The following is a 20,303-nucleotide window of genomic DNA, read 5'->3' as shown; positions in this document are numbered from 1 at the left end:
CAGTGTAGAGCGAGTGATAACGTTTGCTCTCAAAATGAGTCAGTTCAAGTTCTCATTCGGTTCGGGGCTGACGTGTCGAAGGGAAGCGGTCATGGAAGACGTGCTGGGTTATCAGGGCAGGTCCGTTGTCGTCACGGGTGCGGCGTCTGGCATGGGGCAGGCGGCGGCCCAGATCCTCGTCGACCTCGGTGCGCAGGTCACCGCGCTGGACATCAAGCCGACCACGGTTCCGGTAGCCCGTGCGTTGCAGATCGACCTGCGAGACCGCGCGAGCATCGAAGAAGTGGTGGACGCGATCGATGGCCCTGTCGACGGGTTGTTCAGCTGCGCAGGACTGCCGGGTCCGCCGTTCAGCGAATGGGACACCATATTGGTGAACTTCGTGGGCGCCCGCCATCTCGCCGAGCTTCTGGTTCCCAAGATGAGCGCGGGCTCGGCCATCAGCGTGATTTCGTCGTCGGCGGCGATCGGCTGGCAGGATCACATCAAGGTCATCACCACGCTGCTCGAGACCGACGGCTTCGACGCCGCCGTCGAATGGCTCGAGGCCAATGAGAAGAAGTGGTCGTGGAGTGGCTACGCCTATTCGAAGTACATCATCGATGCGTGGGTGGGCTGGTGGTACCCGGAGCTCGGCCGCAAAGGTATTCGCATCAATTGCATCAATCCTGGGCCGACCGAAACGGCGATGATGCCGGCGTTCCAGGATCTGATGGGCAAGGAGACGGTGGACGATGCCATCGGACCGGTCGGGCGGTACTCGAGGGCCGAGGAACAGGCCTGGCCGCTGGTGTGTCTGGGCAGCCCGAGGCTGAGCTACGTCGGGGGCACGGTGCTGTGGACCGACGGGGGTTGGCACGGTGCGATGACGATGGGCCGGCACAATGCGCAATGGGCCGACACCGCGGCCGACCAGATGGCGAAAAAGGGCTGAGCCCGGCTCAGATGAAGGCTTAGATGAAATCGCTGCCGCCGTCGACGTTCACCGTCGCACCGGTGACGTAGCCGTTTCGTCTGGACGCCAGATATACCGTGGCCGAGGCGATCTCTTCGGGCAGGCCCGCGCGACCGATGTCGCAGGGATGGCCATAGGTGCGTTCCACCCACGCCATCACGTCGTGCGGGTCCGCTGAATCGAAGCCGTCCGCCGCCAGCACCTCCTTGAGGATCTCGGTGAAGCTCGCCGTCACGATGGTTCCCGGGCACACGCAGTTGACCAGGATGCCCTCCGGGCCGAGGCTCTTCGACAGGTTCTTGGTGAAACTCGACAACGCCGCCTTCGACGCGGTGTACGCGACCAGGCGCGGGCTCTGCCGCTGGATGGAGTGAGCCGACAGGGTCACGATGCGTCCCCAGTCTGCGGCTCGCAGCATCGGTAGCGCCGCACGCACAGAGCGCACCGCCGACATGGTGCCAAGGTCGAAGGCGGCATGCCAGTCGGCGTCGTCGAGTTCTTCGAACGGGCCTGCACCAGGTCCCACGGTGTGGATCAGGACGTTCAGGCTTCCCCACGCCTCACCCACGGCGGCGTATCCCGCGGCGATCGAATCCGCGCTCGCCATGTCGACGCTGAGCGCAAGCACCTCGGGCGCTCCAGCCGCTCGGATACGGTGTGCGGCCGATTCGAGCGCCTCGACACCGCGGGCCATGACGGCGACGCGGGCGCCTTCGGCTCCGAGGGTTTCGGCGATGGCCAGTCCCATGCCCTTGCTGCCCCCGGTGACGACGGCTCTGGCGCCGCCCAGCCCGAGATCCATCTCAGTGGCCTACTCTCGCAGCCGCTCGGCCGGGAGCGATCATCGCGACGCCCTGGGCGCCAGATGGACGATGTCGGTGACGACCGACGGGTTGGCCCGGGCGACCGCAACCAAGGACAGCATCGCGTTGGCCACATCGTCCACCGCTGACATCTTCGCCGGGATCTGGCCTTGATGTGCCCACGCGCGGTACAGGTCGGCCAACAGGTCACGGTCGGCCCCGCGCAGGATCTCGGTGCCCTCGGTGGGGCCTACGCTGACTCTGATCACCGCGAGTTCGGGATGCTCGGCGCGCCATGACCGCAGGATCTCGTCCAACGCAGCCTTGCTTGCGTGGTAGGCGGCCACCCCGACGCGGGGGTGGCCTACGTCGTGGCTGGAGGCGATGACCGCCACCGAGTTTTCCGTCAGATAGGGGAGCGCTGTCCGCAACACATGCGATGCCCCGACGGCGTTCACACTGTATGCGTGCAACCAGGTCGTGTAGTCCGTGTCCTCGATCAGAGCAAAAGGCACTGCTGCGCTGGTGAACACGATCGCGTCGAGTTGTCCGAACGCGGCACCCACCTGGTGCACGACGTCCTCGATGGCGTGGGGATCAGATACGTCGAGTTCGTGGGCGGAGCCGTCGAGTTCGGCGGCGAGCTGGCCCAGGCGGTCGATCCGCCGCGCGGCCAAGGCGACTCTGGCACCTCTGGAATGGGCGGCCAGCGCCAGAGCATGTCCGATGCCTGAGGACGCCCCGACGATCAGGATGCGGGTTCCGGCGATGTTGGCGTGGCGATCGCTCATGCTCTGCTCTCTCTGCGTGGTCGTGCGGTCCTGGGGGTGTGGTGCATTGCGTCGATGATGGAGCGAACAGTCCGGCGGCAGCGCCCGCACTCCGAGCCTGCCCCGCAGGCTTGCGCGACGTGGCGTGTGGTCCGGGCGCCTGCCGCCACAGCCTCGGCGACGGCTTCGTTGGTCACCCCGAGACAGAGGCATACATACATCAGCAACGACCCCGCTTGCTCGGCTCGGCAAAGCGCATCGCGGTCACCAGCCGGCCGATGAAAACCGGAGGGTAGGCGCCGATTCCCGCAGACTCCAGCCATGTCGACGCGGCGTCGGACTGCTCTGCCCACAGCAGCGCCGACTCCTTGTCCTCGAGCTGCTGGAGGAACATCACTTCACGCGGATTGTCGAACGCACGGTAGACCAGCGTGCGGCGGATACCGGCCCGACCGAAGTCGTCGAGCGACTTGCGTACCCAAGTCATGAACTCCTCGACGTTCTCGACCGGTGTCACGGCGGCGACGACGAGATCGCTGCCGGGACGCGGCGGATCGCCGAGGTCGAAGCGCTCGACCTTCTCACCCGCAAAAACCGCGGGCAGTTCGTTGACGCCGACGGCGTCGAACCATTCGAAGAAGTACGGCGAGCGCAGCAGATTCAGTAGTGGCTGTTCTGTCCGTATACCGATGACGACCAGGACCTTGCCCGGCTCCGGAATGGAGTCGTAAACGAACGCATAGCGCGCACCCAGGTCGATGAGGCTTTCCTGATGGAGTTCCAGGACCGGTCCTACGCGGTCGGACTCCGGGACCTGGAACTCGACGGCAAAGACATAGGTGCGAGACATGACGGCGCTGATCAGTCAGCCTCCTGGTCTGTTTTCGTCCGGGGATTATCTAGTCGGGCTATGATACAGCCATTCTCGCATGAGAGAATCAATGTTCTCACACCAGCGGAAAGTGGCGGTGCGTGATCGACTTCAGTGGCAAGACCGTACTGGTGACCGGGGGCGGGGCCGGAATAGGGTTGTCGACGGTGCGTCGTTTCGCCGAACTCGGAGCCGCGCCGGCCGTACTCGAGGTCGACGCCGACCTGGCGTCGGCTCTGCGCGATGAACTCGGACCGGACTCGCTGGTCGTGCAGGGTGATGCGACGGATCCCGCCGATGTGGCCGCGCTGGCCGCAGCCGTCGGTCACCGGTTCGGCAAGCTGGACATCCTGGTCAACAACGTCGGCCACTTCGTGACACGCCCCACCAGGTTCGAAAAGCTCAGCGACGAGCAGATCGACGATGTGTACCGGGTGAATCTCAAGCATGTCTTCCTCGTCACCCGCGCGATGCTGCCGCTGCTGCGGGAGGGCGGTCAGGGGGCCAGCATCACCACCGTGTCGTCGATCGAAGGGTTCCGGGGCATTCCGGGTTTCGCCGTGTACGGCGCGTTCAAGGCGGCGGTCACCGGGTTCACGATGAGCCTGGCGTTGGAACTGGGCCCGGACGGAATCCGGGTCAACGCGGTCGCACCCGAAACCACTGACACCGCGCAGGTTCCGCTCGATCAGATGATCCACCCGACGCAGCGCCACAACATCCCGAGATGGATTCCGTTGGGCCGCTTCGGCGCGCCCGACGATATCGCGGGCTGCGTCCTGTTCTTGGCGAGCCCGCTCGCATCATGGGTGTCCGGAACGGTGGTACACGCCGACGGTGGCGCCCTCGCCGCGGCCGGTTGGTATCGGGACGACCGTGGTCGGTGGACGAACATGCCTGTGATCAGAGGTAGCAGCGCTGCAGCGGCGGACGCGGGCACGTGACAAGCGTGGACCTCGGTTGAGAAAGGGGACACCACAGGTGGCCGGAACAGTGCACGCGCAGCCGTACTACGATCCGTTCGACTTCGGCATCGACGATGATCCTTATCCGGTGTGGAAGCAGTTGCGCGATTCCGCCCCGCTTTATCACAATGACCGATACGGCTTCTACGCGCTCAGCCGGTACGCCGACGTGTCCCGCGAGCTGGTCAATTGGCGGGATTTCCGTTCGGGGCGGGGCACGGTCATCGAGGTACTGCTCAACGGCATCGAGGTCCCGCCGGGCGTGATCCTCTTCGAGGACCCGCCGATCCACGATCTGCACCGCCGCCTGATGTCCGGGGTCTTCACCCCGCGCCGGATGGCGGCCATCGAGCCGATGGCCCGCGAGTTCTGCCGACGTGCTCTGGAGCCTCTGGCCGAGGCGGATTCGTTCGATTTCATCGCAGATCTGGGTGCTTGGATGCCGATGCGAACCATCGGCTATCTGCTCGGCATACCGGAGGACCGCCAGGTTGCGATACGCCAGAACACCGACGACCTGCTCAACCTCGACCGTGGCGCACCGGGGGACGTCGCAGCCGACATGCTCTCGCGCAGCGGATCGATGCTCGAGGAGTTCATCGACTGGCGCTACGAACACCCGTCTGATGACCTGATGACGGATCTGGTCAACGCTGAAATCGAAGGGGTCGACGGTCAGCGAAGGCGACTCACCCGCGCCGAGGTGCTGACCTACGCGGGCACCGTCGTCGGAGCGGGAAACGAGACGACCACCCGGCTACTGGGCTTCGCCGGCCAACTGCTTTCGGACCATCCCGACCAGCGACGGGCGCTGGCGGCCGACTTCAGTCTCATTCCGAATGCTGTCGAAGAAGTGCTGCGCTACGAGGCGCCCTCTCCCGTACAGGCCCGGTATGTCGCGCGTGACGTCGAGCTCTACGGACAGACGGTGCCCGAAGGGTCGGTGATGTTGCTGATCAATGGATCTGCCAATCGTGATGAACGGCAGTACCCCGACGCGGACCGATTCGACATCCGCCGCAAGGCTTCCCACCTCAGTTTCGGCCACGGAATCCATTTCTGCCTGGGCGCGGCGCTGGCCCGGGTGCAGGCCCGCGTCGCCCTGGAGGAGGTGTTGACCCGATGGCCCGACTGGGAAGTCGACTATCAGAACGCACGCCACGCGCACACCACCAGCGTCCGGGGTTGGGCGACCCTACCGGTACGGGTCAGATGACCGGCACCGTTGACGTGCCCTCGGAGTCGTCGACCGGGTCGCCGCAGAGGTCACCGTGGCCGGCGCGGGTGGGCTGGTCACTTTTCGCGGCGGCCTATCTCGCATTCGCGGTGGTGACGATCGCGACAGTCCAGACCGGCCTGCACGGCGATCCGATCAGATCGAACCCGGACCCGGGCCCCAAGCCCTATCCGCCCTTTCTGGGTTTCGACAACTGGCCACTCGCGGTCGGCCTCAGTTCGATCCCGTTGGCGATCGGGCTGATCGCCACCCTCGGCTGGTTGTCGTGGCGCCAGGGCAAGGTGCATTGGGCGGTGATCATCGCTTTCGCCGGCTTGATCACCGGAGCGCTGGACCCGCTCGCCAACTGGGCCACCTTCGCGATCTTCGACCCCCGCATGCTGCACTTCCCCTTCTCCTGGCCCTACGTCAACATTTCACCCAATCTCGAGCCCGCGCTTTCATTCCTCGGCGGATACGCCGCCTACTATCTGCTGAACGGGCTCGGCTTCCTGAAACTGCACGACCGGTTCCTCGATCCGGTCATGCGACGCGTCGACTGGTTGGCCCGCCGCCGTCTGGTCTCGGTGTTCATCGGGGCCTTCCTCATCGCACTTCCGATCAACTTCCTCATTCAGACCACCTGGATGCGAGCCGGGATCTTCTTCTACACCGAGGCCGTGGGGCCGGTTGTGCAGCTGGGCCACATCCATTTCCCGTTGATCATGGCGGTCTACGACTCCTTCATCTTCGCGATGGTCGCGGTCATGTGCGTCCGTGACGACGACGACGAACTCGTCCTCATCAACCGCATCGTGCGGCGGCTACCCACGCGGCAGAACAATTCACCGGTGACGTTGACGCGTCAGCTGCTCGTATCGATGACGGTGGGGCTCGTCTCGTTCGCCGTCCCGCTCGCGGTGCTGGCGGGGTTGCGCGAAGCCGGCCTGTCTCGGCCCATCTACGACCAGAACCCTTATCCGACAGTCAAGGTATACGACCCGTACGGCCATGTGGAGGAGGCGGGAAAGCCCGGGCCGTTCTTCAGATGACGTCGCGGATCCGGCACTCGCAGAGGCAGGGAGACGATCGCACGGCGGTCATCACCGGCGCCTCCCGGGGCCTGGGATTCGCCTCGGCGGTCGAGCTCTATCGGCGGGGATGGCGGGTCCTGGCCGCGATGCGCTCCGCGGCCGCCGGGCTTGAATTGCTGCGCGAAGCCACGGGTGCGAAGAAGGGTGATCCGCGTCTGCAAGGAATCGCTCTGGATCTCCTCGACCCCGATGCGGTGCAAAGCGCCGCGGACGCGATCCTGGACGCCGGCGGTGCACCGGATGCGCTGGTGCACAACGCCGGTGTAGCAGTGGCTGGCTTCGCCGAGGAAACACCCGCCGAGGAATGGACTCGGGTGTTCACCACAAACCTGTTCGCCCCCGCCGCGCTCACCAACGCACTGTTGCCGTCGATGCGTGCCGCCGGGCACGGGCGCATCGTCATCGTGTCCAGCACCGGGGCGGTTCGGGGGATGCCACTGGCATCCGTGTACTCGGCGAGTAAGGCGGCCGCAGAACGCTGGGCAGAAGCGCTGGCTGGGGAGGTGGCGCCGTACGGGCTCGGCGTGACGATTCTGCTGGCCGGAACTTACCGAACCGATATCACCGCCGACGGTGCCGTTGTGCACCGCAACCCGATCGGCTCTTACGCAATGCAGCATCCGAAGATCGAGCGGCGCGGTCGACTCGCTGTCGGTTTCGCCAGTCCGCCGGAACAATTCGCACGTGCACTGGGCAGGGCACTCGAGCGTGATCACCGCCCGATCGTTCACCGGGGGGCGGGTTGGGACGCCAAGATGTTCCGAATCGTCGGGCGCGTGACGCCATCGATCGCGATGCACCACATGATCCGGATCGCGTTGGGCCAGCCGCGTTTCGGTGCGTTGCGGTCAGAGCGGTGACGGTATTCGCGTTGCTGCACGGTGGGATGCACAGAGCGTCGTGCTGGTCAGCTGTCGAGGACGAGTTACGGCGGCACGGCCATCTCACGGTGGCAGCGGACCTTCCGGTGGACGACGACTCGGCGGGCGCTCTGCAATGGGCTCGAGTGGCGGGCGCCGCGATCGGCGATGTGGCCGGCGATTCAGCCGACGACGTGGTGGTGGTCGGCCACTCGATAGCGGGTCTGTGCGTTCCGGTGCTGGCCGCCCTGCGACCGGTGAGCCGGATGGTCTTCGTCGGCGGGTTGCTTCCGGTACCTGGCCGATCGTTCGCAGAACACCTGGCGGCCAACCCCGACGCGATCACGTTCCCCGAACCGCAAACCGACGGCACCGGGCCCTTCGGATTGACGTGGGAGTCCGTTCGCGCCGGCTTCTACCATGACTGCCCTGAAGACGTTGCGCGCCGAGCGTTTCAGGAGATGCGCCACCAGTCCTTCACGGTGTTCGTCGAGACCTGCCCGATCGCTGACTGGCCGTCGACGCCGTCGACTTACATCCTGCTGCGCGGCGACCGAGCAGTCGGTGCGGAGTGGGCGCGCCGCAATGCTGTCGAACGCATAGGCGCCGATCTCGTCGAGATGGACGGCGGGCATTCGCCGTTCTTCTCCCGGCCCATCGAGCTGGCAGAAGCGCTCGCCCGAATCGGCGCCGGTTAGCCCTGTGTCGCTCCCACATCGACCGACATGGCCGTCGCGGTCACGTACCGCGATTCGTCGGAGGCCAGCCACGCGACCGCGCTGGCAACGTCCTCAGGCATCGTCACAGCGTCTGGCAGAAGCTGCTTGCCGAACCCGTTGCGCAGCGAAGGATTGGAGGCCGCGGCCTGCGCCATGGCGTCGAGCATGCGGCCGGTTCCCATCGGTGTCGCCACCGAGCCCGGGTGGAGGCTGTTCACCCGGATGCGGTGCTTTCCGAGTTCCGCGGCGAAAGCACGTGCCAGGCCGACGACGGCGTGCTTGCTCGCTGTGTAGGCGATCATGAACGGTTCCATGGTGATGCCGGCGGCGGAGCCGATCAGGATGATCGACCCGCCTCGGCCACCCGCGACAATGTGCTTGGCCCCCGACATCACCGTGTTCCAGGTGCCGACCAGATTGATGTCGACGACGTCCTGGAAGTCACGTGGGGCGACTTGATCCCACGGCGCGGGTACGCAGATTCCGGCATTCGCGACGATCACGTCCAGCCGCCCGAGCTGGGTCACGGCGTCGTCCACCGCAGCGCACATGCCCTGGTGGTCGCGGGTGTCGACGACAGCCGCGACGGCTCGCCGGCCATTCGCCCGCACGAGTTCGGTGGTCTCCTCCAAGTCGTCGGGCGTGGCGGAATCGTACGGCACACAATCCGGCAGAGGCCCCGCGACATCGATGAGAATGACATCGGCGCCGTCAGCGCTCAGCCGTTGGGCGTGAGCACGGCCTTGGCCGCGCGCGGCCCCGGTGATGAGCGCGACCCGCCCGGTCAAGTCAGTCACACCGGCACGCTACAGCAGCGCCGGTCGTCCGAGAACAGGTATTGCAGGAAACAAGAACGATAGTTATCGGACGCTGGTAGCGTCGCTGCGCGTAGGCGCAACGGCCTTACTCGGAAGGCGGGGCAACGTATGACGATTCTGGACGGCCAGACTGCTTTCATCCTCGGGGCCTCAGCGGGGATCGCCCAAGCCAGCGCCCGGCTGCTCGCGGCCGACGGTGCCACGTTGTTTCTGCTCGGCCGCTCGTCGAAGCGGCTGGATGCGACGCGGGACCGCATCCTGGAACACGTGCCGGCTGCCGAGATCCATCTGCACAAAGGGGACCCGGAAGACGAGGACACGGTGAAGAACGCGGCCCAGGCCGCGTTCGACGTCGCAGGCCGGCTAGACATCATCGTGGGCACGGTGGCCACCGGCGGCACTGGGCCGCTGGTCCAGCAGGATCTCGCGACCTTCACCGACCATGTGATGGGCAACCTGCGGTCGAACTTTCTGGCCTTGCGTTACGGGGCGCCGCTGATGGCGAACGGCGGGTCCATCGTGTTCGTATCGTCGACATCGGCGAAGATCCCGATGGAGGGACTCGGCCACTATTCGGCCGGCAAGGCTGCCCTCGAGATGCTGATCAAGGTCGCGGCGTCGGAACTCGGCCCGAAGGGCATCCGCGTCAACGCCGTGCGCCCGGGACTGACCGAGGCGGCGACGACGCAGGGTTACATCCACCTCGAGGAACTGACGAGCAGCTTCCTCGAGCGCGTGCCCCTCGGGCGGTTGGGCGTGTCGGACGACATCGCGCCGGCCATCCGCTACCTGGCAGGTCCCGAATCGAGCTGGATGACGGGGCAGAGCTTCGCTGTCGACGGGGGAAACGAGGTCCGCGGTGCTCCGCGCGGACCGATGTTCACCGTGTAAGCGAATCAAGGGCCCCTCGGGGTGCGGTGATGGGTAGGTCCAGCGAGGTCGCGATCCCCGGTGCGGCGTCGACCACGTACGGGATGGCGTTGACGACGCGCATGGCGGTGGCCTCCATCGCGTTGTCATTGGCGGACTCTGCCGTGTCCTCGGTGCCCAGACGGAGATCGCACTGCATGTGAGGTTGGCCCTCGATGATGAGTCGATACGTTCCATTGGGTGCGGTGGCCCACTCGGGTGCCAGATCGGGCGCCATTCGATTGATGTGCTCGATGGTGATGAACGGTTGCCCGTCGACGACCCCGGTGGTCTCCGCGCGTACCGCGCCGACCGTGCCTGCCGGAATGAGGCCGCACGCCACGTGGAGGTCGCGGGGGGTGAGGACACGCTCGTACTTCTCACTGACGCCGTCGAGTTCGACACCCAGGGCTTTGGCGACCAGCCCGATGGGTGGACCCCAGGCGAACTGTTGTGCTCCCTCGAGTTCGAGTAGCGGAGTGAAGTCGAGCGGTTTGCCGAACCCCATGGCGGTCACCATCAGATCGCGGTTCGGGTACGCGGAGTAGTCGAAGATCTCCTGCGCACGGATGGCCCGGATGGTGTTCGACAGTGTCGTCAGCAATACCGCGAACTGGTCTCCGGCGAAACCGGGTTCGATGCCCGAGGTGTAGATGGTGACTCCGCCGGCCTCGGCGGCGGCACGCACCTGGTCGGCGAGGTCGGGTATCCACCTGTCGGGGAACATCATTCCGGGCGTGTTCGTCGTCACGACGTTGAGGCCGCCATTGAGTAGTCGCACGTAGTCGCGCACCGCCGCCGCGTCCATCTCCGCGCTGGCGGCTCCGTAGAGGACACAATCCGGCTTCAACGCGATGATGTCGTCGAGGTCACCGGTCGTCAGCACGCCGATCGGACCCAGCCCGACGATCTCACCCGCGTCCCTGCCGACCTTGTCGGGGCTGTGCACCCACACACCGACCAGTTCCAGATGCGGTCGGCGCACGATCGCGCGGATCGAAACACTGCTGATCCACCCGGTGCTGATAACGGCCACTCGTAGCGGTTTGACGCTCATGGGTTCGCTCCTGCTGTCACAGATCGGGAATCGGGAGTTCGGAGTTGGGGCCTTGCAGCCCCCCGTCGACGACGAAAATCGAACTGGTTGCGTAACAATCGCGTGTCGACAGATAGAGGGCGAGGCGACCGAGGTCAGCGACATCGCCGATACGGTGCAGCGGCGTGCGCGCCTTCAACTGTTCCTCGGACCCAGGCATGAGGTCGAAGCTGGACTGCAGCCCGGTGGTTCTGAACGCACCGAGTGCGATGGCGTTGACCCGAATCTTGGGTGCGAGTTCCTGGGCCAATGCCCGGGTCAGTGCTTCGAGTCCGCCTTTGGCCACAGAGTAGGGCAGCAGACCGCGGATGCCGAACCGGCCGGCGCCAGAGGAGATGTTGACGATCGAGCCTCGGCCCACCTTCAACATCTGCGGAACGGCGAGCTGGCTCATGATGAACGCCGAGGTGACACAGTAGTCGAACGTGTTTCGCAGGTTGTCGTCGGTCAGGTCCAGAAAGGGTCCGTAGGTGGCAAACCCGACGTTGTTGATGAGGATGTCGATGCGGCCGAACTCGTCGACCGCGGTGCGGACCACCCGCTCGCTGTCCTCTCGGACGAGCGCGTCGGCGGTGATCGCCAGGCCCTTGCCTCCCGCTCCCTCGATGTCCTTGATCGTCTGATCCACTTCGGACGACGTTCGGGCGGTACCCACGACCGTCGCGCCGGCCTCGGCGAGCACCTTGGCGATGCCCTCACCCACGCCGCGGCCCGCACCCGTCACGATCGCGACCTGATCGTCGAGCCGAAACTGCTCCAACGCCACGGAAAGCCCCTCTGGCGGTATGCCTGCGATTTGCTTCGCCAATCTAACTCATCGAGAACACCGATATGCGGTAATCAAGAATTAGGATTAGCGGCGCACGAGCAGCCTGCTGAGCTGGTCGGCGAGATCGGATTTCTTGACTTTGCCCGACGCGGTGAACGGCAGATCCTGCTTGGCCGTGATCCAGATGAATTTGGGCACCTTGTACGCAGACAGCCGTCCTCGGACCTGCTTGCGCAGTTCGTCGCCGTCGAGTGCAGCCTCGCCGCGAGGGACCACCGCGGCGCCGACCACGGTGCCGTTGTCGCCGTCCTCGACACCGACCACGTAGGCCTCGAGAACACCGTCGCAATTGCTCAGTGCGAGTTCGACTTCGGACGGAGTGACGTTGGTGCCTCCGCCGGTCTTGATCAGGTCTCCGAGCCGGCCGGTGAACCTGATCCATCCGTCGTCGTACTGCACACCGCAGTCGCCGGTGCGGTAATAGCCGTCGGGGGTGAAGACGTCCTCACGCTCGCGCTTGTACAGCCGCTGCATCAAGGAGTAACCGCGCACCCAGATCTCGCCCTCGGTGCCCACGGGCACCGGCTGCCCGGTGTCGGGATCGACAATGACGTGCTCGAGACCCTCGATCGAGTAGCCACCGGTCTCTGAGCGTTCGGCAGGCTGTGCGATGTACGGATCGACCCCGATGTGGTTACCGCACAGCTCGGTCATGCCCAGGGCGTTGGGGCCCTTGGGTCGTCGATCTGCAGGAACCATCGCAGGCATACTGGTTCGTTGAACCGAGGTCAGATCCCGGCTGCCGAACTCGGGATGCTCGGCCAGCGTCTTGCCCTGCTGGGGCCAACCGAGAGTGATCGTGGCGCGATACTTCTCGATCAACTTGAGTGCTTCGGCAGGATCGAACGACGGCTGCGTGACCAAAGTGGCCCCGTGATGGATCACCGCGTGTAATCCGGTGATGAGCCCACCCACCCAGAAGAACGGCATGGCCGTGAACATCACGGTGTCCTCTGTGACGCCGTATTGCGCAGTGAGGTTGTAGGTGTGGCGGACCAGCGCACCCTGGCTGTGTACCGGGGCCTTCGGGTTGCCGGTGCTGCCCGAGGTGTAGATGATGACCGCGTCGTCGGCCGGTGTCACGCACGATTCGACGGCGACGAGGAACTCCGCGTCGATAGGCGATGGTTCATCGACGACCGCGGTGCGCCACGGGCGGTCGCATTCGCCCCACACCGCGACGGTCCGTAGGTAGGGCGCCGACCTGACGGTGAGTCGTCCCGGATCGCGCTGCTCGGCCAGGCCGGGCAGGGCCTCCTCGAGCAGTCCGACGAAGTCTTGATTCCGGAACTCCGACCACGCGAGAATGACCCGGAGGTCGGCATGGCGGGTCGTCCACGCGAGCTCCGATGCCTTGTAGAAGGTGTTCAGCGGAACCGCGACAGCACCGATACGGGTAGCGGCGAACCAGGCCACCGCCCAGTCGATGCTGTTCGGCATCAGGATCCCGACGTGGTCGCCCTTGCCCACACCCATCGACAGCAGAGCGGTCGCCAGCTGAGTCGAGCGCTGGTCGAGGTCGGCATAGCTGAGTTCGTCGCCCGCAGCGATCAGGAACGTCTTGTCGCCGAAGCGCGCTGCGCTCGACCGCAACAGGGCGGGAACGGTCGGTGTGATGGACGGGAACGGCATGAGCACTCACTGTACCGAATACGAGAACTGCTGTTCTCGTTAGGTGCGAACGACCTTTACACTGTTCGCGTGGACTCTGCGGCGAGTGCGGCTCTGACGCGGCGGCTGGAGCGCATCGAATCTCAGCTGGAGCTGAGCCAACTGCCGAGTCGGTACGCGATGGCGCTGGATGCTCGCGATCTCGATGCGTTGGTCGGGCTGTTCGTCGAGGATGTCGAGGCGGGGTCGGAGGGTCGGGGCAGGAACGCGTTGAAGCAGTGGTACGACGGAGTGCTCCGGCGCTTCTACCGCAGCATTCACCTGGTCTGCGGGCATCAGTTCGAGTTGGTCGATGCCGACCACGCCACCGGGTCCGTCTACTGCCGGGCAGAGCACGAGGACGGTACGGGTTGGTATGTCATCGCGATGCGTTACGAGGACGTCTACCAGCGTCGCGACGGCAGGTGGTATTTCGTGCGGCGCCGCGAACACCCGTGGTATTCGGTTGATGTGACCGAACGGCCAGGCCCTGATTTCATCCGCTGGCCCACCGATGTCGATCTTCGCGCGGCGATGCCGCAGCGGATGGAGTCGTGGCGGCGCTTCTGGGAGGAAGGGGATCCAGCATTGCCCGGGCGGCTATCCGCGCGACCGTGACCGGTGCCGATCAGAACACCGCGGCGCAAGTCGTGATGACCATCGATCTATTGGAGGACATCATTTCCACAGACAAGGTACTCAACGGAGTACGAGTGCTCGAAGTTGCCGCCTGGACGTTCGTGCCGTCGGCAGGGGCCGTGCTCGCCGAGTGGGGGGCCGAGGTCATCAAGGTCGAACCGCGCGACGGCGGAGATCCGCAGCGCGGCCTGGTCACGATGGGCATCGTGGACCAGGGCGGCGATGCGGTCAACTACATGATCGAAATCCCGAATCGGGGCAAGAAATCGATCGGCGTCGACCTCAGTACCCCGGGCGGGCAGGAGGTCGTCCGCGAGCTCGCGAAGAGCTGCGACGTGTTCTTGACCAGTTATCTACCCCACCGACGCAAGAAGATGGGCATCGATGTCGATGACATCCGCGCGGTGAACCCGAGCGTCGTTTATGTCCGCGGGTCGGGCCACGGACCGAAAGGCCCCGACGCCGACAAGGCGGGCTACGACGGCGTGTCCTACTGGGCGCGGGGTGGGATCGCCTCAGTGCTCACCGAGGAACGGGACGAGCTGGTGCGCTCCAGGCCGGCCTTCGGTGATCTTCTCGGCGGGATGACGATCGCAGGGGGCATTGCCGCAGCCCTCTACAAGAAGGCCACGACAGGGGAGGGTTCAGTGGTCGACGTATCGCTGCTGGGCCTGGCGGCCTGGAATCTGAGCCCGGACGTCGCGGTCAGCCAGATCCACGGCGGCGGCGCGATTCCCAAGTACGGGCACGCTGACGCGCCCAATCCGTTGGTCGGGACGTATCGCACAAAAGACGGCCGCTACGTGCAGTTGATGATGTTGCAGTTGGACAAGTTCTACCCGGAAGCGATGCGCACGCTCGGTCTCGCCGAGCTCATCGACGATCCGCGGTTCGCCGAGCCTGCAGCGCGGTACCAGAACCGAGTCGAGCTGATCGCGATCCTCGACGACGTGTTCGCCCAGCGAACGGTAGCCGAATGGCGCGACGCCTTGGCGGGGTTGTCGGGTGCCTGGTCGATCGTCCAGACGCCGGGCGAACTCTGCGACGACGCCGCCGTCACTGCCAACGGCTACATCGCCCACACCACCACGACGAACGGCGCCCCGTATGCCCTGCCGACGAACCCGGTTCAATTCGACGAGCAGCCAGTTGTCCCGCCGGGAGCGCCCGAACACGGACAACACACCGAGGAGGTGCTGATGGACGCCGGCATCAGCTGGGACGCGATTGAGCAGTACAAGGAATCGGGAGCTATCTTGTGAGCGTCGACCAGCCCGTGATCACGGGATCGCCGCTCGAGTTCGACCCGTTTTCGGAGGAGTTCTTCGCCGGCGCGTACGCGACCTTTCGACGGTTGCGCGATGAGCAACCGGTCTACTACAACGCGAAGTGGGACTTCTGGGCACTGTCTCGCTACGAAGACGTCGCTCCCGCCACCAAGGATCACGAGACGTACTCCTCGGCCAACGGTGCCACCCTCGACATCGTCAAGGCCCACGACGACGCCATCCCGCCACCAAAGGTGATCATCTCGATGGACCCACCTGAGCATCAGCAGATGCGCAAGTTGGTCAGCAGCGTCTTCACCCCGCGGGCGATCGCGTCCCTCGAGGACATGGTGCGCGAGAAGGTCTACGAGCGCATCGAGGCGCTCGATCCGACCTCATTCGACGTGGTCGCCGATTTCTCGGCGCTCTTTCCGAATGAGGTGATCACCACGATGCTGGGTGTGCCGAAGGAGGACCGCCACCAGATCCGCCTCTGGCTGGATCTGTTGCTCGAACGCCGTCCTGGTGAAATCGCGGTTCCACGTGAAGGTTTCGAGGCCTCGATGAACACCGGCGTCTACTACTACAAGCTGATCCAGCAACGTCGCGAAAAGCCGGAGGACGACATGATCAGCCGGCTCATCGAGACGGAGATCGAACGTGACGGCCAGGTCGAAAAGCTGACCGACGTCGACATCGCCGGCTTTGCGACGCTTCTCGGTGGAGCGGGTGCCGAAACGGTGACGAAGTTGATCGGCAATGCGATTGTGGCATTCGCCGATTTCCCGGATCAGTGGCAGAGCCTGCGGCAGGATCGCAGCAGGATCCCGGCTGCCATCGAGGAACTGCTGCGCTACGAGGCGCCCTCCCAATACCAAGTCCGCACCACAACACGCGACGTCACGCTACACGGCACCACGATCCCCGCAGGAAGCGTTGTGCTGCTGCTGACCGCGTCCGCGACCCGCGACGAGCGGATGTTTCCCGATCCGGATCGGCTGGACATCGACCGAGAGCGCAAGATGGGCTTCAATCTGGCGTTCGGGTACGGCGTGCACAGTTGTCTCGGCGCCGCGCTGGCGCGGATGGAGAGCCGCATCGCCTTGAATGCCCTGTTGGACATTCTGCCCGAGTACGAGGTCGACCGAAGTGGCCTGAAGCGGGTGGCGATGTCGAACGTGGCAGGCTGGTCGAACGTGCCGGTCCGCAGGGTGGGCTAGTCGGCCGCGTTCACCGCTGCCGCGATGCCTAAGCGGCCCCGGCCGCTTCGAAATTGCTCTGTGACGCCGACGTGGGACGGCAGGCCTGCGGCGACCATCGCATGAGACTTGAACGCGATTGCGGCACAGCTGAGACGATGCTCGACGCACACGTCGCCTCGCTCTGTGTCACGTGGCCACGCCCCGCCCCACATGGCGACTTCGGTATCGGGGCGCCCGGCGGCCTCGGAGAAGAGCTTGCGCACCGCCGTATCGCGGGCGTGAAGTTCTCCCGATACGACGAGGGTGTCGGGCCACTGCTCGGGCGCCTGCAGTGGTTCGGCGAGGGCGCCGACGGGAACGCCGAGGATTCGGAAGGGAGTTTCACCGGCGCGCAACGCTGTTCGAACGTCGATCACCCACCCTATGTTCGCCCGGTCGAACAACAGCCCGCCCGCCGCCCCGACAGCATCGGCTTCGTCAACGGCGAGCACCAACATGGTGTAGCGGGTCGCTCGCGTTCTGGGCGCAGGGATGGCGGGAAATGCCTGCAACTCTCCTGCAGGTGTAGTCGCCGGACTCACGGCGCGAAAGTGGTGGCCCGTGCCGGGCATCCCTGGACCAGGGGTTTCGATGGACGCGTGCGATATGAGAACATAGTGTCAATGATCGCTTTCTTTTCTGAGAATGTCCATAATCGCCGGCTGTTGGCAGTTGCGGCACAGTGCGAAGCGGGTCTGCGATGAGCATAGCTCTACTGCTGGAAATGGCCGCGTCAGCCGAGCCGGACCGTCCGGCCGTGGTGTCCGACGAAGTGCGGTTCACCGCGGGAGAACTGAGTGTGCTCGCCGACGGTGGGGCAGGCGTGGTGTCGGCAGCGGGTGCGCAGACCGTCGTCTATGTGGGCACCGGTGGCGCAATGCTGCCGTTGCTGCTGTTCAGCGCCGCTCGCGCGGCGCTGCCGTTCTGTCCGTTGAACTACCGTTTGAGCAGAAGTGGTCTGCACGAGTTGATCGATCGGCTACCGCAACCGGTCATCGTCGCCGACGCGGAGTACGCCGACGTCGTAGCAGGCTCCGGCTGGCGGGTCGTCGAGTCCACCGAGTTCCTCGCAGCCGCAGGTGCTTCGGCTCCTTTCAACGAGTTCGCTGACCCCGACGGGGTTGGGGTCGTGCTCTTCACCTCCGGGACCAGCGCGCAGCCGAAAGCTGTGGAACTCACGCACAACAACTTGACCAGCTATGTGATGGGCACCGTGGATTTCGGAGCGGCCGCACCGGACGATGCCGCTTTGGTATGCGTGCCGCCGTATCACATCGCGGGTGTGGGAGCGGCGCTGTCGAACCTCTACGCGGGTCGCAAGACGGTGTATCTGCGGCATTTCGACGCTCGCGAATGGATCCGGCTGGTGGCCGAGGAGGGCATCACCACCGCAACCGTGGTTCCGACGATGCTCGATCGCATCGTCTCCGAGCTGGAACGCGAACCGATTGCGCTGCCCACGCTGAAGAACCTCGCCTACGGCGGATCCAAAGTTCCGTTGCCACTGGTTCGGAAGTCTATGGACATGTTGCCGGGCGTCGGATTCGTCAACGCCTACGGGCTGACCGAGACGAGCTCGACGATCTCGGTGCTGACGCCGGAGGACCACGTGGCGGCCTTCGAGGCCTCGGACCCGGACATCGCCCGCCGGCTGGGCTCCGTCGGCCGGCCCGTGCCCGGCGTCGAGATAGAGATCCGCGGCGATGACGGCAAGGTGCTCGGGCCCGACGAGGTTGGTGAGCTGTTCGTTCGGGGAGAACAGGTTTCGGGCCGGTACACCGGCATCGGCTCGGTACTCGACGCCGACGGCTGGTTCGCCACCCGCGACACCGCCAGCGTGGACGCGGACGGGTATCTGTACATCGGCGGCCGGAGTGACGACACCATCATCCGCGGAGGCGAGAACATCGCCCCTGCCGAGATCGAGGACGTGCTCGTGGAGCACGACGCAGTACACGAGGTCGCTGTGGTTGGCCTCGAGGACGCTGAATGGGGTCAACTCATCGTCGCCGTGGTGGTCCCCGAGGGAGGCGCCTCGCCTGACGGTGAGGAACTCCGGCAGTATGTCAGGGCACGACTGCGTGGTTCACGGACTCCCGACCGGGTGGTGTTCGTCGGCAATTTACCCACGACGCCTACCGGAAAGATCCTGCGGCGGGTGATCGTCGATCAGCTGCGACTGGCACGCGCCTAGTAGTCACCGAACGGGAAAGGACGGATCTTCATGAAATCAGGTTCACGTCTCCAGAGTCAGGTATGCGACACCCAGGTGATTGTCGTGAAGGCCGCTGACAGCCTGGCGGATCTGCGATGCGGTGGTGCCGCCATGGTAGCGCTGGACGCAGACACCGACCCCGCGCTGGCCCTGGATCCGGCGCTGAGTGGCGGGGTAGTGATGGGCAAGAGGTACGTCGACGATGCGGGCTCTGAAGTCCTGGTCACCAAGGCCGGGGCGGGCACACTGTCCGTCGGCGCCACGCCATTGACCCTCAAAGAAGCCAAGCCGTTGCCCGCAAGCGACTAGCGAACGGCGCCCGGGCGGCGGTCGCTCCGGCGTGATCGTCTGGGACCGCGTCGCCGGGGTTGTTGTCGCCTCGTTCGCGCACAAACATCGGGGAAACGGGATGCGGCGGCCAGGCCTTGGCGCCTCTGTGGCTGGTCGTCGAGCGCTGAAATCCTTGTCGATTACGAGTCGGCGCCGATTCGTGGGTAGTTGGCGACGTAGCCGTGACATGCCAAGCGTGTTCACCGGGGATAGGTTGCACCGCTGAGGGATTGGCGCTCAGGTTCGCCGGTGCTCGCTGCCGATCGGCTGCCAGGAATCCATCGACGCCGTCGTGAGGTCGAATGATTCGGACAGGTCCATCGCTCCCGACAGCGATTGGGCGATGAGGTCCGCGCACACCAGGTTGCCGTCGCGATCGACCTCGTAGATGGTCAGGTACCGGTGCGAACCTGGATTGGGCGCCAGCTCGGGGCGTCCCAACTTCCGCAGTGAATACCGTTGTGCGGAAAGAACTCCGGCAATATTCAACACGGCGGGGACGTGCACCTCGTCGTACCACCGGTTGAACTCGACTTCGCGTCCGTCGATCGCATTGGTCAGCACTACGAACAGCTCTCGCTCCTGCATGCCCTCTCCACCCTCGCGATACTTAACACAATTGAATAAAGTGTAAGGTTCATGACCTGATTCGTCAAGCGTCCGGGCTCCGGAGACTGGATGCTTGACGATCGCACCGTCATCGGTGAGGTTGCGGGTTCATCTGCGCTGTCACCCAATTCGCCGAGCGCCTCGTAGCTGCACTCCCTCCATCACGTGTGGGGCACCCGCGATGCGGGCAAGTGCCATGGAGAAGTCGATGAGCACTCCGAGTTGCTCCTGTGCTCTCGAGGTCCGTCGGCGTTCCGGGATCGGCTGCCGCGGGTCGAACAGGACGCCAACGGGCTGAGGTAGGCGGGGGCGCCGCGGTGAGCGGTCGGGTAGCAGGCAAGGTCGCGTTCATCACCGCGGCTGGGCGCGGGCAGGGCCGTGCGCACGCCGTGCGACTGCCCGAGCACTGAGGGGCGCGCGCCGCCGGGCTCCGGATTTCATGCGCC

22 protein-coding genes and 1 pseudogene are annotated in these 20,303 nt (G+C 65.2%); 13 read left to right on the top strand and 10 right to left on the bottom strand.

From position 1 onward, the window contains the following. The first annotated feature begins 91 nt into the window (after positions 1 to 91). Positions 92 to 934, top strand: a complete 843-nt coding sequence (locus BEMPMBAN_RS30550; protein WP_159235201.1) for an SDR family oxidoreductase — start codon at positions 92 to 94, stop codon at positions 932 to 934. 19 nt (positions 935 to 953) lie between these two features. On the opposite strand, the gene BEMPMBAN_RS30545 is transcribed toward BEMPMBAN_RS30550, so the two are convergent. From BEMPMBAN_RS30545 to BEMPMBAN_RS30530, 4 genes are read right to left on the bottom strand one after another with little or no spacing between them, the layout of a single operon-like run. After that, positions 954 to 1,757, bottom strand: coding sequence for an SDR family NAD(P)-dependent oxidoreductase (locus BEMPMBAN_RS30545; RefSeq protein ID WP_159235200.1), 804 nt, complete (start codon positions 1,755 to 1,757; stop codon positions 954 to 956). A 39-nt stretch (positions 1,758 to 1,796) separates the two neighbouring features. Continuing rightward, on the bottom strand, positions 1,797 to 2,549 hold the full coding sequence (locus BEMPMBAN_RS30540) for an SDR family oxidoreductase (protein ID WP_159235199.1): 753 nt from the start codon (positions 2,547 to 2,549) through the stop codon (positions 1,797 to 1,799). Further along, positions 2,546 to 2,749, bottom strand: a complete 204-nt coding sequence (locus tag BEMPMBAN_RS30535; protein ID WP_159235198.1) for a (2Fe-2S)-binding protein — start codon at positions 2,747 to 2,749, stop codon at positions 2,546 to 2,548. Before BEMPMBAN_RS30535 ends, BEMPMBAN_RS30540 begins: the two co-directional genes overlap by 4 nt. Next, positions 2,749 to 3,378: a fatty-acid--CoA ligase gene (locus BEMPMBAN_RS30530; RefSeq protein WP_159235197.1), complete on the bottom strand. Its 630-nt coding sequence runs from the start codon at positions 3,376 to 3,378 to the stop codon at positions 2,749 to 2,751. Before BEMPMBAN_RS30530 ends, BEMPMBAN_RS30535 begins: the two co-directional genes overlap by 1 nt. Positions 3,379 to 3,500: 122 nt before the next feature. On the opposite strand from BEMPMBAN_RS30530, the gene BEMPMBAN_RS30525 reads away from it, so the two are divergent. Genes BEMPMBAN_RS30525 through BEMPMBAN_RS30505 form a run of 5 tightly spaced genes read left to right on the top strand, consistent with a single transcriptional unit; the run spans position 3,501 to position 8,232 of the window. After that, positions 3,501 to 4,343 carry an SDR family NAD(P)-dependent oxidoreductase gene (locus BEMPMBAN_RS30525; protein ID WP_159235196.1) on the top strand — a complete coding sequence of 281 codons (843 nt, stop codon included), beginning with the start codon at positions 3,501 to 3,503 and terminating at the stop codon, positions 4,341 to 4,343. 37 nt (positions 4,344 to 4,380) lie between these two features. Further along, on the top strand, positions 4,381 to 5,580 hold the full coding sequence (locus tag BEMPMBAN_RS30520; protein WP_159235195.1) for a cytochrome P450: 1,200 nt from the start codon (positions 4,381 to 4,383) through the stop codon (positions 5,578 to 5,580). Beyond that, entirely contained in the window at positions 5,577 to 6,632 is a 1,056-nt protein-coding gene (locus BEMPMBAN_RS30515; protein ID WP_159235194.1) for a spirocyclase AveC family protein, read from the top strand. Before BEMPMBAN_RS30520 ends, BEMPMBAN_RS30515 begins: the two co-directional genes overlap by 4 nt. After that, positions 6,629 to 7,534 carry an SDR family NAD(P)-dependent oxidoreductase gene (locus BEMPMBAN_RS30510; RefSeq protein ID WP_159235193.1) on the top strand — a complete coding sequence of 302 codons (906 nt, stop codon included), beginning with the start codon at positions 6,629 to 6,631 and terminating at the stop codon, positions 7,532 to 7,534. Before BEMPMBAN_RS30515 ends, BEMPMBAN_RS30510 begins: the two co-directional genes overlap by 4 nt. Beyond that, positions 7,531 to 8,232 (top strand): alpha/beta hydrolase, encoded by a 702-nt coding sequence (locus BEMPMBAN_RS30505; protein WP_159235192.1) that lies wholly within the window; start codon positions 7,531 to 7,533, stop codon positions 8,230 to 8,232. The genes BEMPMBAN_RS30510 and BEMPMBAN_RS30505 overlap by 4 nt, the downstream gene beginning before the upstream one ends. On the opposite strand, the gene BEMPMBAN_RS30500 is transcribed toward BEMPMBAN_RS30505, so the two are convergent. Beyond that, a complete protein-coding gene (locus BEMPMBAN_RS30500; protein ID WP_159235191.1) occupies positions 8,229 to 9,050 on the bottom strand; it encodes a mycofactocin-coupled SDR family oxidoreductase in 822 nt (273 codons plus the stop codon). The genes BEMPMBAN_RS30505 and BEMPMBAN_RS30500 overlap by 4 nt on opposite strands. Before the next feature lie 129 nt (positions 9,051 to 9,179). Here BEMPMBAN_RS30500 and BEMPMBAN_RS30495 point away from each other — a divergent pair, with 129 nt between their 5' ends. Beyond that, the gene (locus BEMPMBAN_RS30495; RefSeq protein ID WP_159235190.1) at positions 9,180 to 9,962 is read left to right on the top strand and encodes an SDR family NAD(P)-dependent oxidoreductase; all 783 of its coding nucleotides are present in this window, start codon (positions 9,180 to 9,182) and stop codon (positions 9,960 to 9,962) included. Here BEMPMBAN_RS30495 and BEMPMBAN_RS30490 read toward each other — a convergent pair. From BEMPMBAN_RS30490 to BEMPMBAN_RS30480, 3 genes are all read right to left on the bottom strand, one after another. After that, the gene (locus BEMPMBAN_RS30490; RefSeq protein ID WP_425295023.1) at positions 9,952 to 11,037 is read right to left on the bottom strand and encodes an NAD(P)H-dependent amine dehydrogenase family protein; all 1,086 of its coding nucleotides are present in this window, start codon (positions 11,035 to 11,037) and stop codon (positions 9,952 to 9,954) included. The genes BEMPMBAN_RS30495 and BEMPMBAN_RS30490 overlap by 11 nt on opposite strands. Before the next feature lie 16 nt (positions 11,038 to 11,053). Further along, positions 11,054 to 11,842, bottom strand: a complete 789-nt coding sequence (locus tag BEMPMBAN_RS30485; RefSeq protein WP_159235189.1) for an SDR family NAD(P)-dependent oxidoreductase — start codon at positions 11,840 to 11,842, stop codon at positions 11,054 to 11,056. A gap of 87 nt (positions 11,843 to 11,929) precedes the next feature. Further along, a complete protein-coding gene (locus BEMPMBAN_RS30480; protein ID WP_159235188.1) occupies positions 11,930 to 13,537 on the bottom strand; it encodes a class I adenylate-forming enzyme family protein in 1,608 nt (535 codons plus the stop codon). Positions 13,538 to 13,642: 105 nt separating this feature from the next. Here BEMPMBAN_RS30480 and BEMPMBAN_RS30475 point away from each other — a divergent pair, with 105 nt between their 5' ends. Genes BEMPMBAN_RS30475 through BEMPMBAN_RS30465 form a run of 3 tightly spaced genes read left to right on the top strand, consistent with a single transcriptional unit; the run spans position 13,643 to position 16,682 of the window. Then, the gene (locus BEMPMBAN_RS30475; protein ID WP_159235269.1) at positions 13,643 to 14,173 is read left to right on the top strand and encodes a nuclear transport factor 2 family protein; all 531 of its coding nucleotides are present in this window, start codon (positions 13,643 to 13,645) and stop codon (positions 14,171 to 14,173) included. Positions 14,174 to 14,223: 50 nt separating this feature from the next. Continuing rightward, on the top strand, positions 14,224 to 15,456 hold the full coding sequence (locus BEMPMBAN_RS30470) for a CaiB/BaiF CoA transferase family protein (RefSeq protein ID WP_159235268.1): 1,233 nt from the start codon (positions 14,224 to 14,226) through the stop codon (positions 15,454 to 15,456). Continuing rightward, positions 15,453 to 16,682 (top strand): cytochrome P450, encoded by a 1,230-nt coding sequence (locus BEMPMBAN_RS30465; protein WP_234897779.1) that lies wholly within the window; start codon positions 15,453 to 15,455, stop codon positions 16,680 to 16,682. Before BEMPMBAN_RS30470 ends, BEMPMBAN_RS30465 begins: the two co-directional genes overlap by 4 nt. Here the strand turns inward: BEMPMBAN_RS30465 and BEMPMBAN_RS30460 are convergent. Continuing rightward, a complete protein-coding gene (locus tag BEMPMBAN_RS30460; protein ID WP_159235187.1) occupies positions 16,679 to 17,245 on the bottom strand; it encodes a hypothetical protein in 567 nt (188 codons plus the stop codon). The two genes, BEMPMBAN_RS30465 and BEMPMBAN_RS30460, sit on opposite strands and share 4 nt — an antisense overlap. Positions 17,246 to 17,403: 158 nt before the next feature. Between BEMPMBAN_RS30460 and BEMPMBAN_RS30455 the strand changes: the two genes are divergently transcribed. After that, positions 17,404 to 18,897, top strand: coding sequence for a class I adenylate-forming enzyme family protein (locus tag BEMPMBAN_RS30455; protein ID WP_159235186.1), 1,494 nt, complete (start codon positions 17,404 to 17,406; stop codon positions 18,895 to 18,897). 30 nt (positions 18,898 to 18,927) lie between these two features. Then, a complete protein-coding gene (locus BEMPMBAN_RS30450) occupies positions 18,928 to 19,227 on the top strand; it encodes a hypothetical protein (RefSeq protein ID WP_159235185.1) in 300 nt (99 codons plus the stop codon). A 258-nt stretch (positions 19,228 to 19,485) separates the two neighbouring features. Here the strand turns inward: BEMPMBAN_RS30450 and BEMPMBAN_RS30445 are convergent, their stop codons facing one another. Continuing rightward, a complete protein-coding gene (locus tag BEMPMBAN_RS30445; RefSeq protein ID WP_159235184.1) occupies positions 19,486 to 19,836 on the bottom strand; it encodes a DUF4286 family protein in 351 nt (116 codons plus the stop codon). Between the two features lie 338 nt (positions 19,837 to 20,174). Between BEMPMBAN_RS30445 and BEMPMBAN_RS32850 the strand changes: the two are divergent. Then, positions 20,175 to 20,261, top strand: a pseudogene (locus BEMPMBAN_RS32850) (SDR family mycofactocin-dependent oxidoreductase); the annotation flags it as partial. Between the last annotated feature and the right edge of the window lie 42 nt (positions 20,262 to 20,303).

It is taken from the genome of Mycolicibacterium austroafricanum (genome assembly GCF_902705885.1).
In the GTDB taxonomy this organism is placed as follows: Bacteria; Actinomycetota; Actinomycetes; order Mycobacteriales; family Mycobacteriaceae; genus Mycobacterium; species Mycobacterium vanbaalenii_A.
The sequence above is the reverse complement of the archived record's forward strand: the minus strand, read 5'-3'. Positions and strand labels throughout refer to the sequence as shown.

Coding starts and splice junctions, on each gene's coding strand:
- BEMPMBAN_RS30550 (WP_159235201.1), top strand. CDS start 92: ATGGAAGACGTGCTGGGTTATCAGGGCAGGTCCGTTGTCGTCACGGGT.
- BEMPMBAN_RS30545 (WP_159235200.1), bottom strand. CDS start 1,757: ATGGATCTCGGGCTGGGCGGCGCCAGAGCCGTCGTCACCGGGGGCAGC.
- BEMPMBAN_RS30540 (WP_159235199.1), bottom strand. CDS start 2,549: ATGAGCGATCGCCACGCCAACATCGCCGGAACCCGCATCCTGATCGTC.
- BEMPMBAN_RS30535 (WP_159235198.1), bottom strand. CDS start 2,749: ATGTATGTATGCCTCTGTCTCGGGGTGACCAACGAAGCCGTCGCCGAG.
- BEMPMBAN_RS30530 (WP_159235197.1), bottom strand. CDS start 3,378: ATGTCTCGCACCTATGTCTTTGCCGTCGAGTTCCAGGTCCCGGAGTCC.
- BEMPMBAN_RS30515 (WP_159235194.1), top strand. CDS start 5,577: ATGACCGGCACCGTTGACGTGCCCTCGGAGTCGTCGACCGGGTCGCCG.
- BEMPMBAN_RS30510 (WP_159235193.1), top strand. CDS start 6,629: ATGACGTCGCGGATCCGGCACTCGCAGAGGCAGGGAGACGATCGCACG.
- BEMPMBAN_RS30495 (WP_159235190.1), top strand. CDS start 9,180: ATGACGATTCTGGACGGCCAGACTGCTTTCATCCTCGGGGCCTCAGCG.
- BEMPMBAN_RS30490 (WP_425295023.1), bottom strand. CDS start 11,037: ATGAGCGTCAAACCGCTACGAGTGGCCGTTATCAGCACCGGGTGGATC.
- BEMPMBAN_RS30480 (WP_159235188.1), bottom strand. CDS start 13,537: ATGCCGTTCCCGTCCATCACACCGACCGTTCCCGCCCTGTTGCGGTCG.
- BEMPMBAN_RS30455 (WP_159235186.1), top strand. CDS start 17,404: ATGAGCATAGCTCTACTGCTGGAAATGGCCGCGTCAGCCGAGCCGGAC.
- BEMPMBAN_RS30450 (WP_159235185.1), top strand. CDS start 18,928: ATGAAATCAGGTTCACGTCTCCAGAGTCAGGTATGCGACACCCAGGTG.
- BEMPMBAN_RS30445 (WP_159235184.1), bottom strand. CDS start 19,836: ATGCAGGAGCGAGAGCTGTTCGTAGTGCTGACCAATGCGATCGACGGA.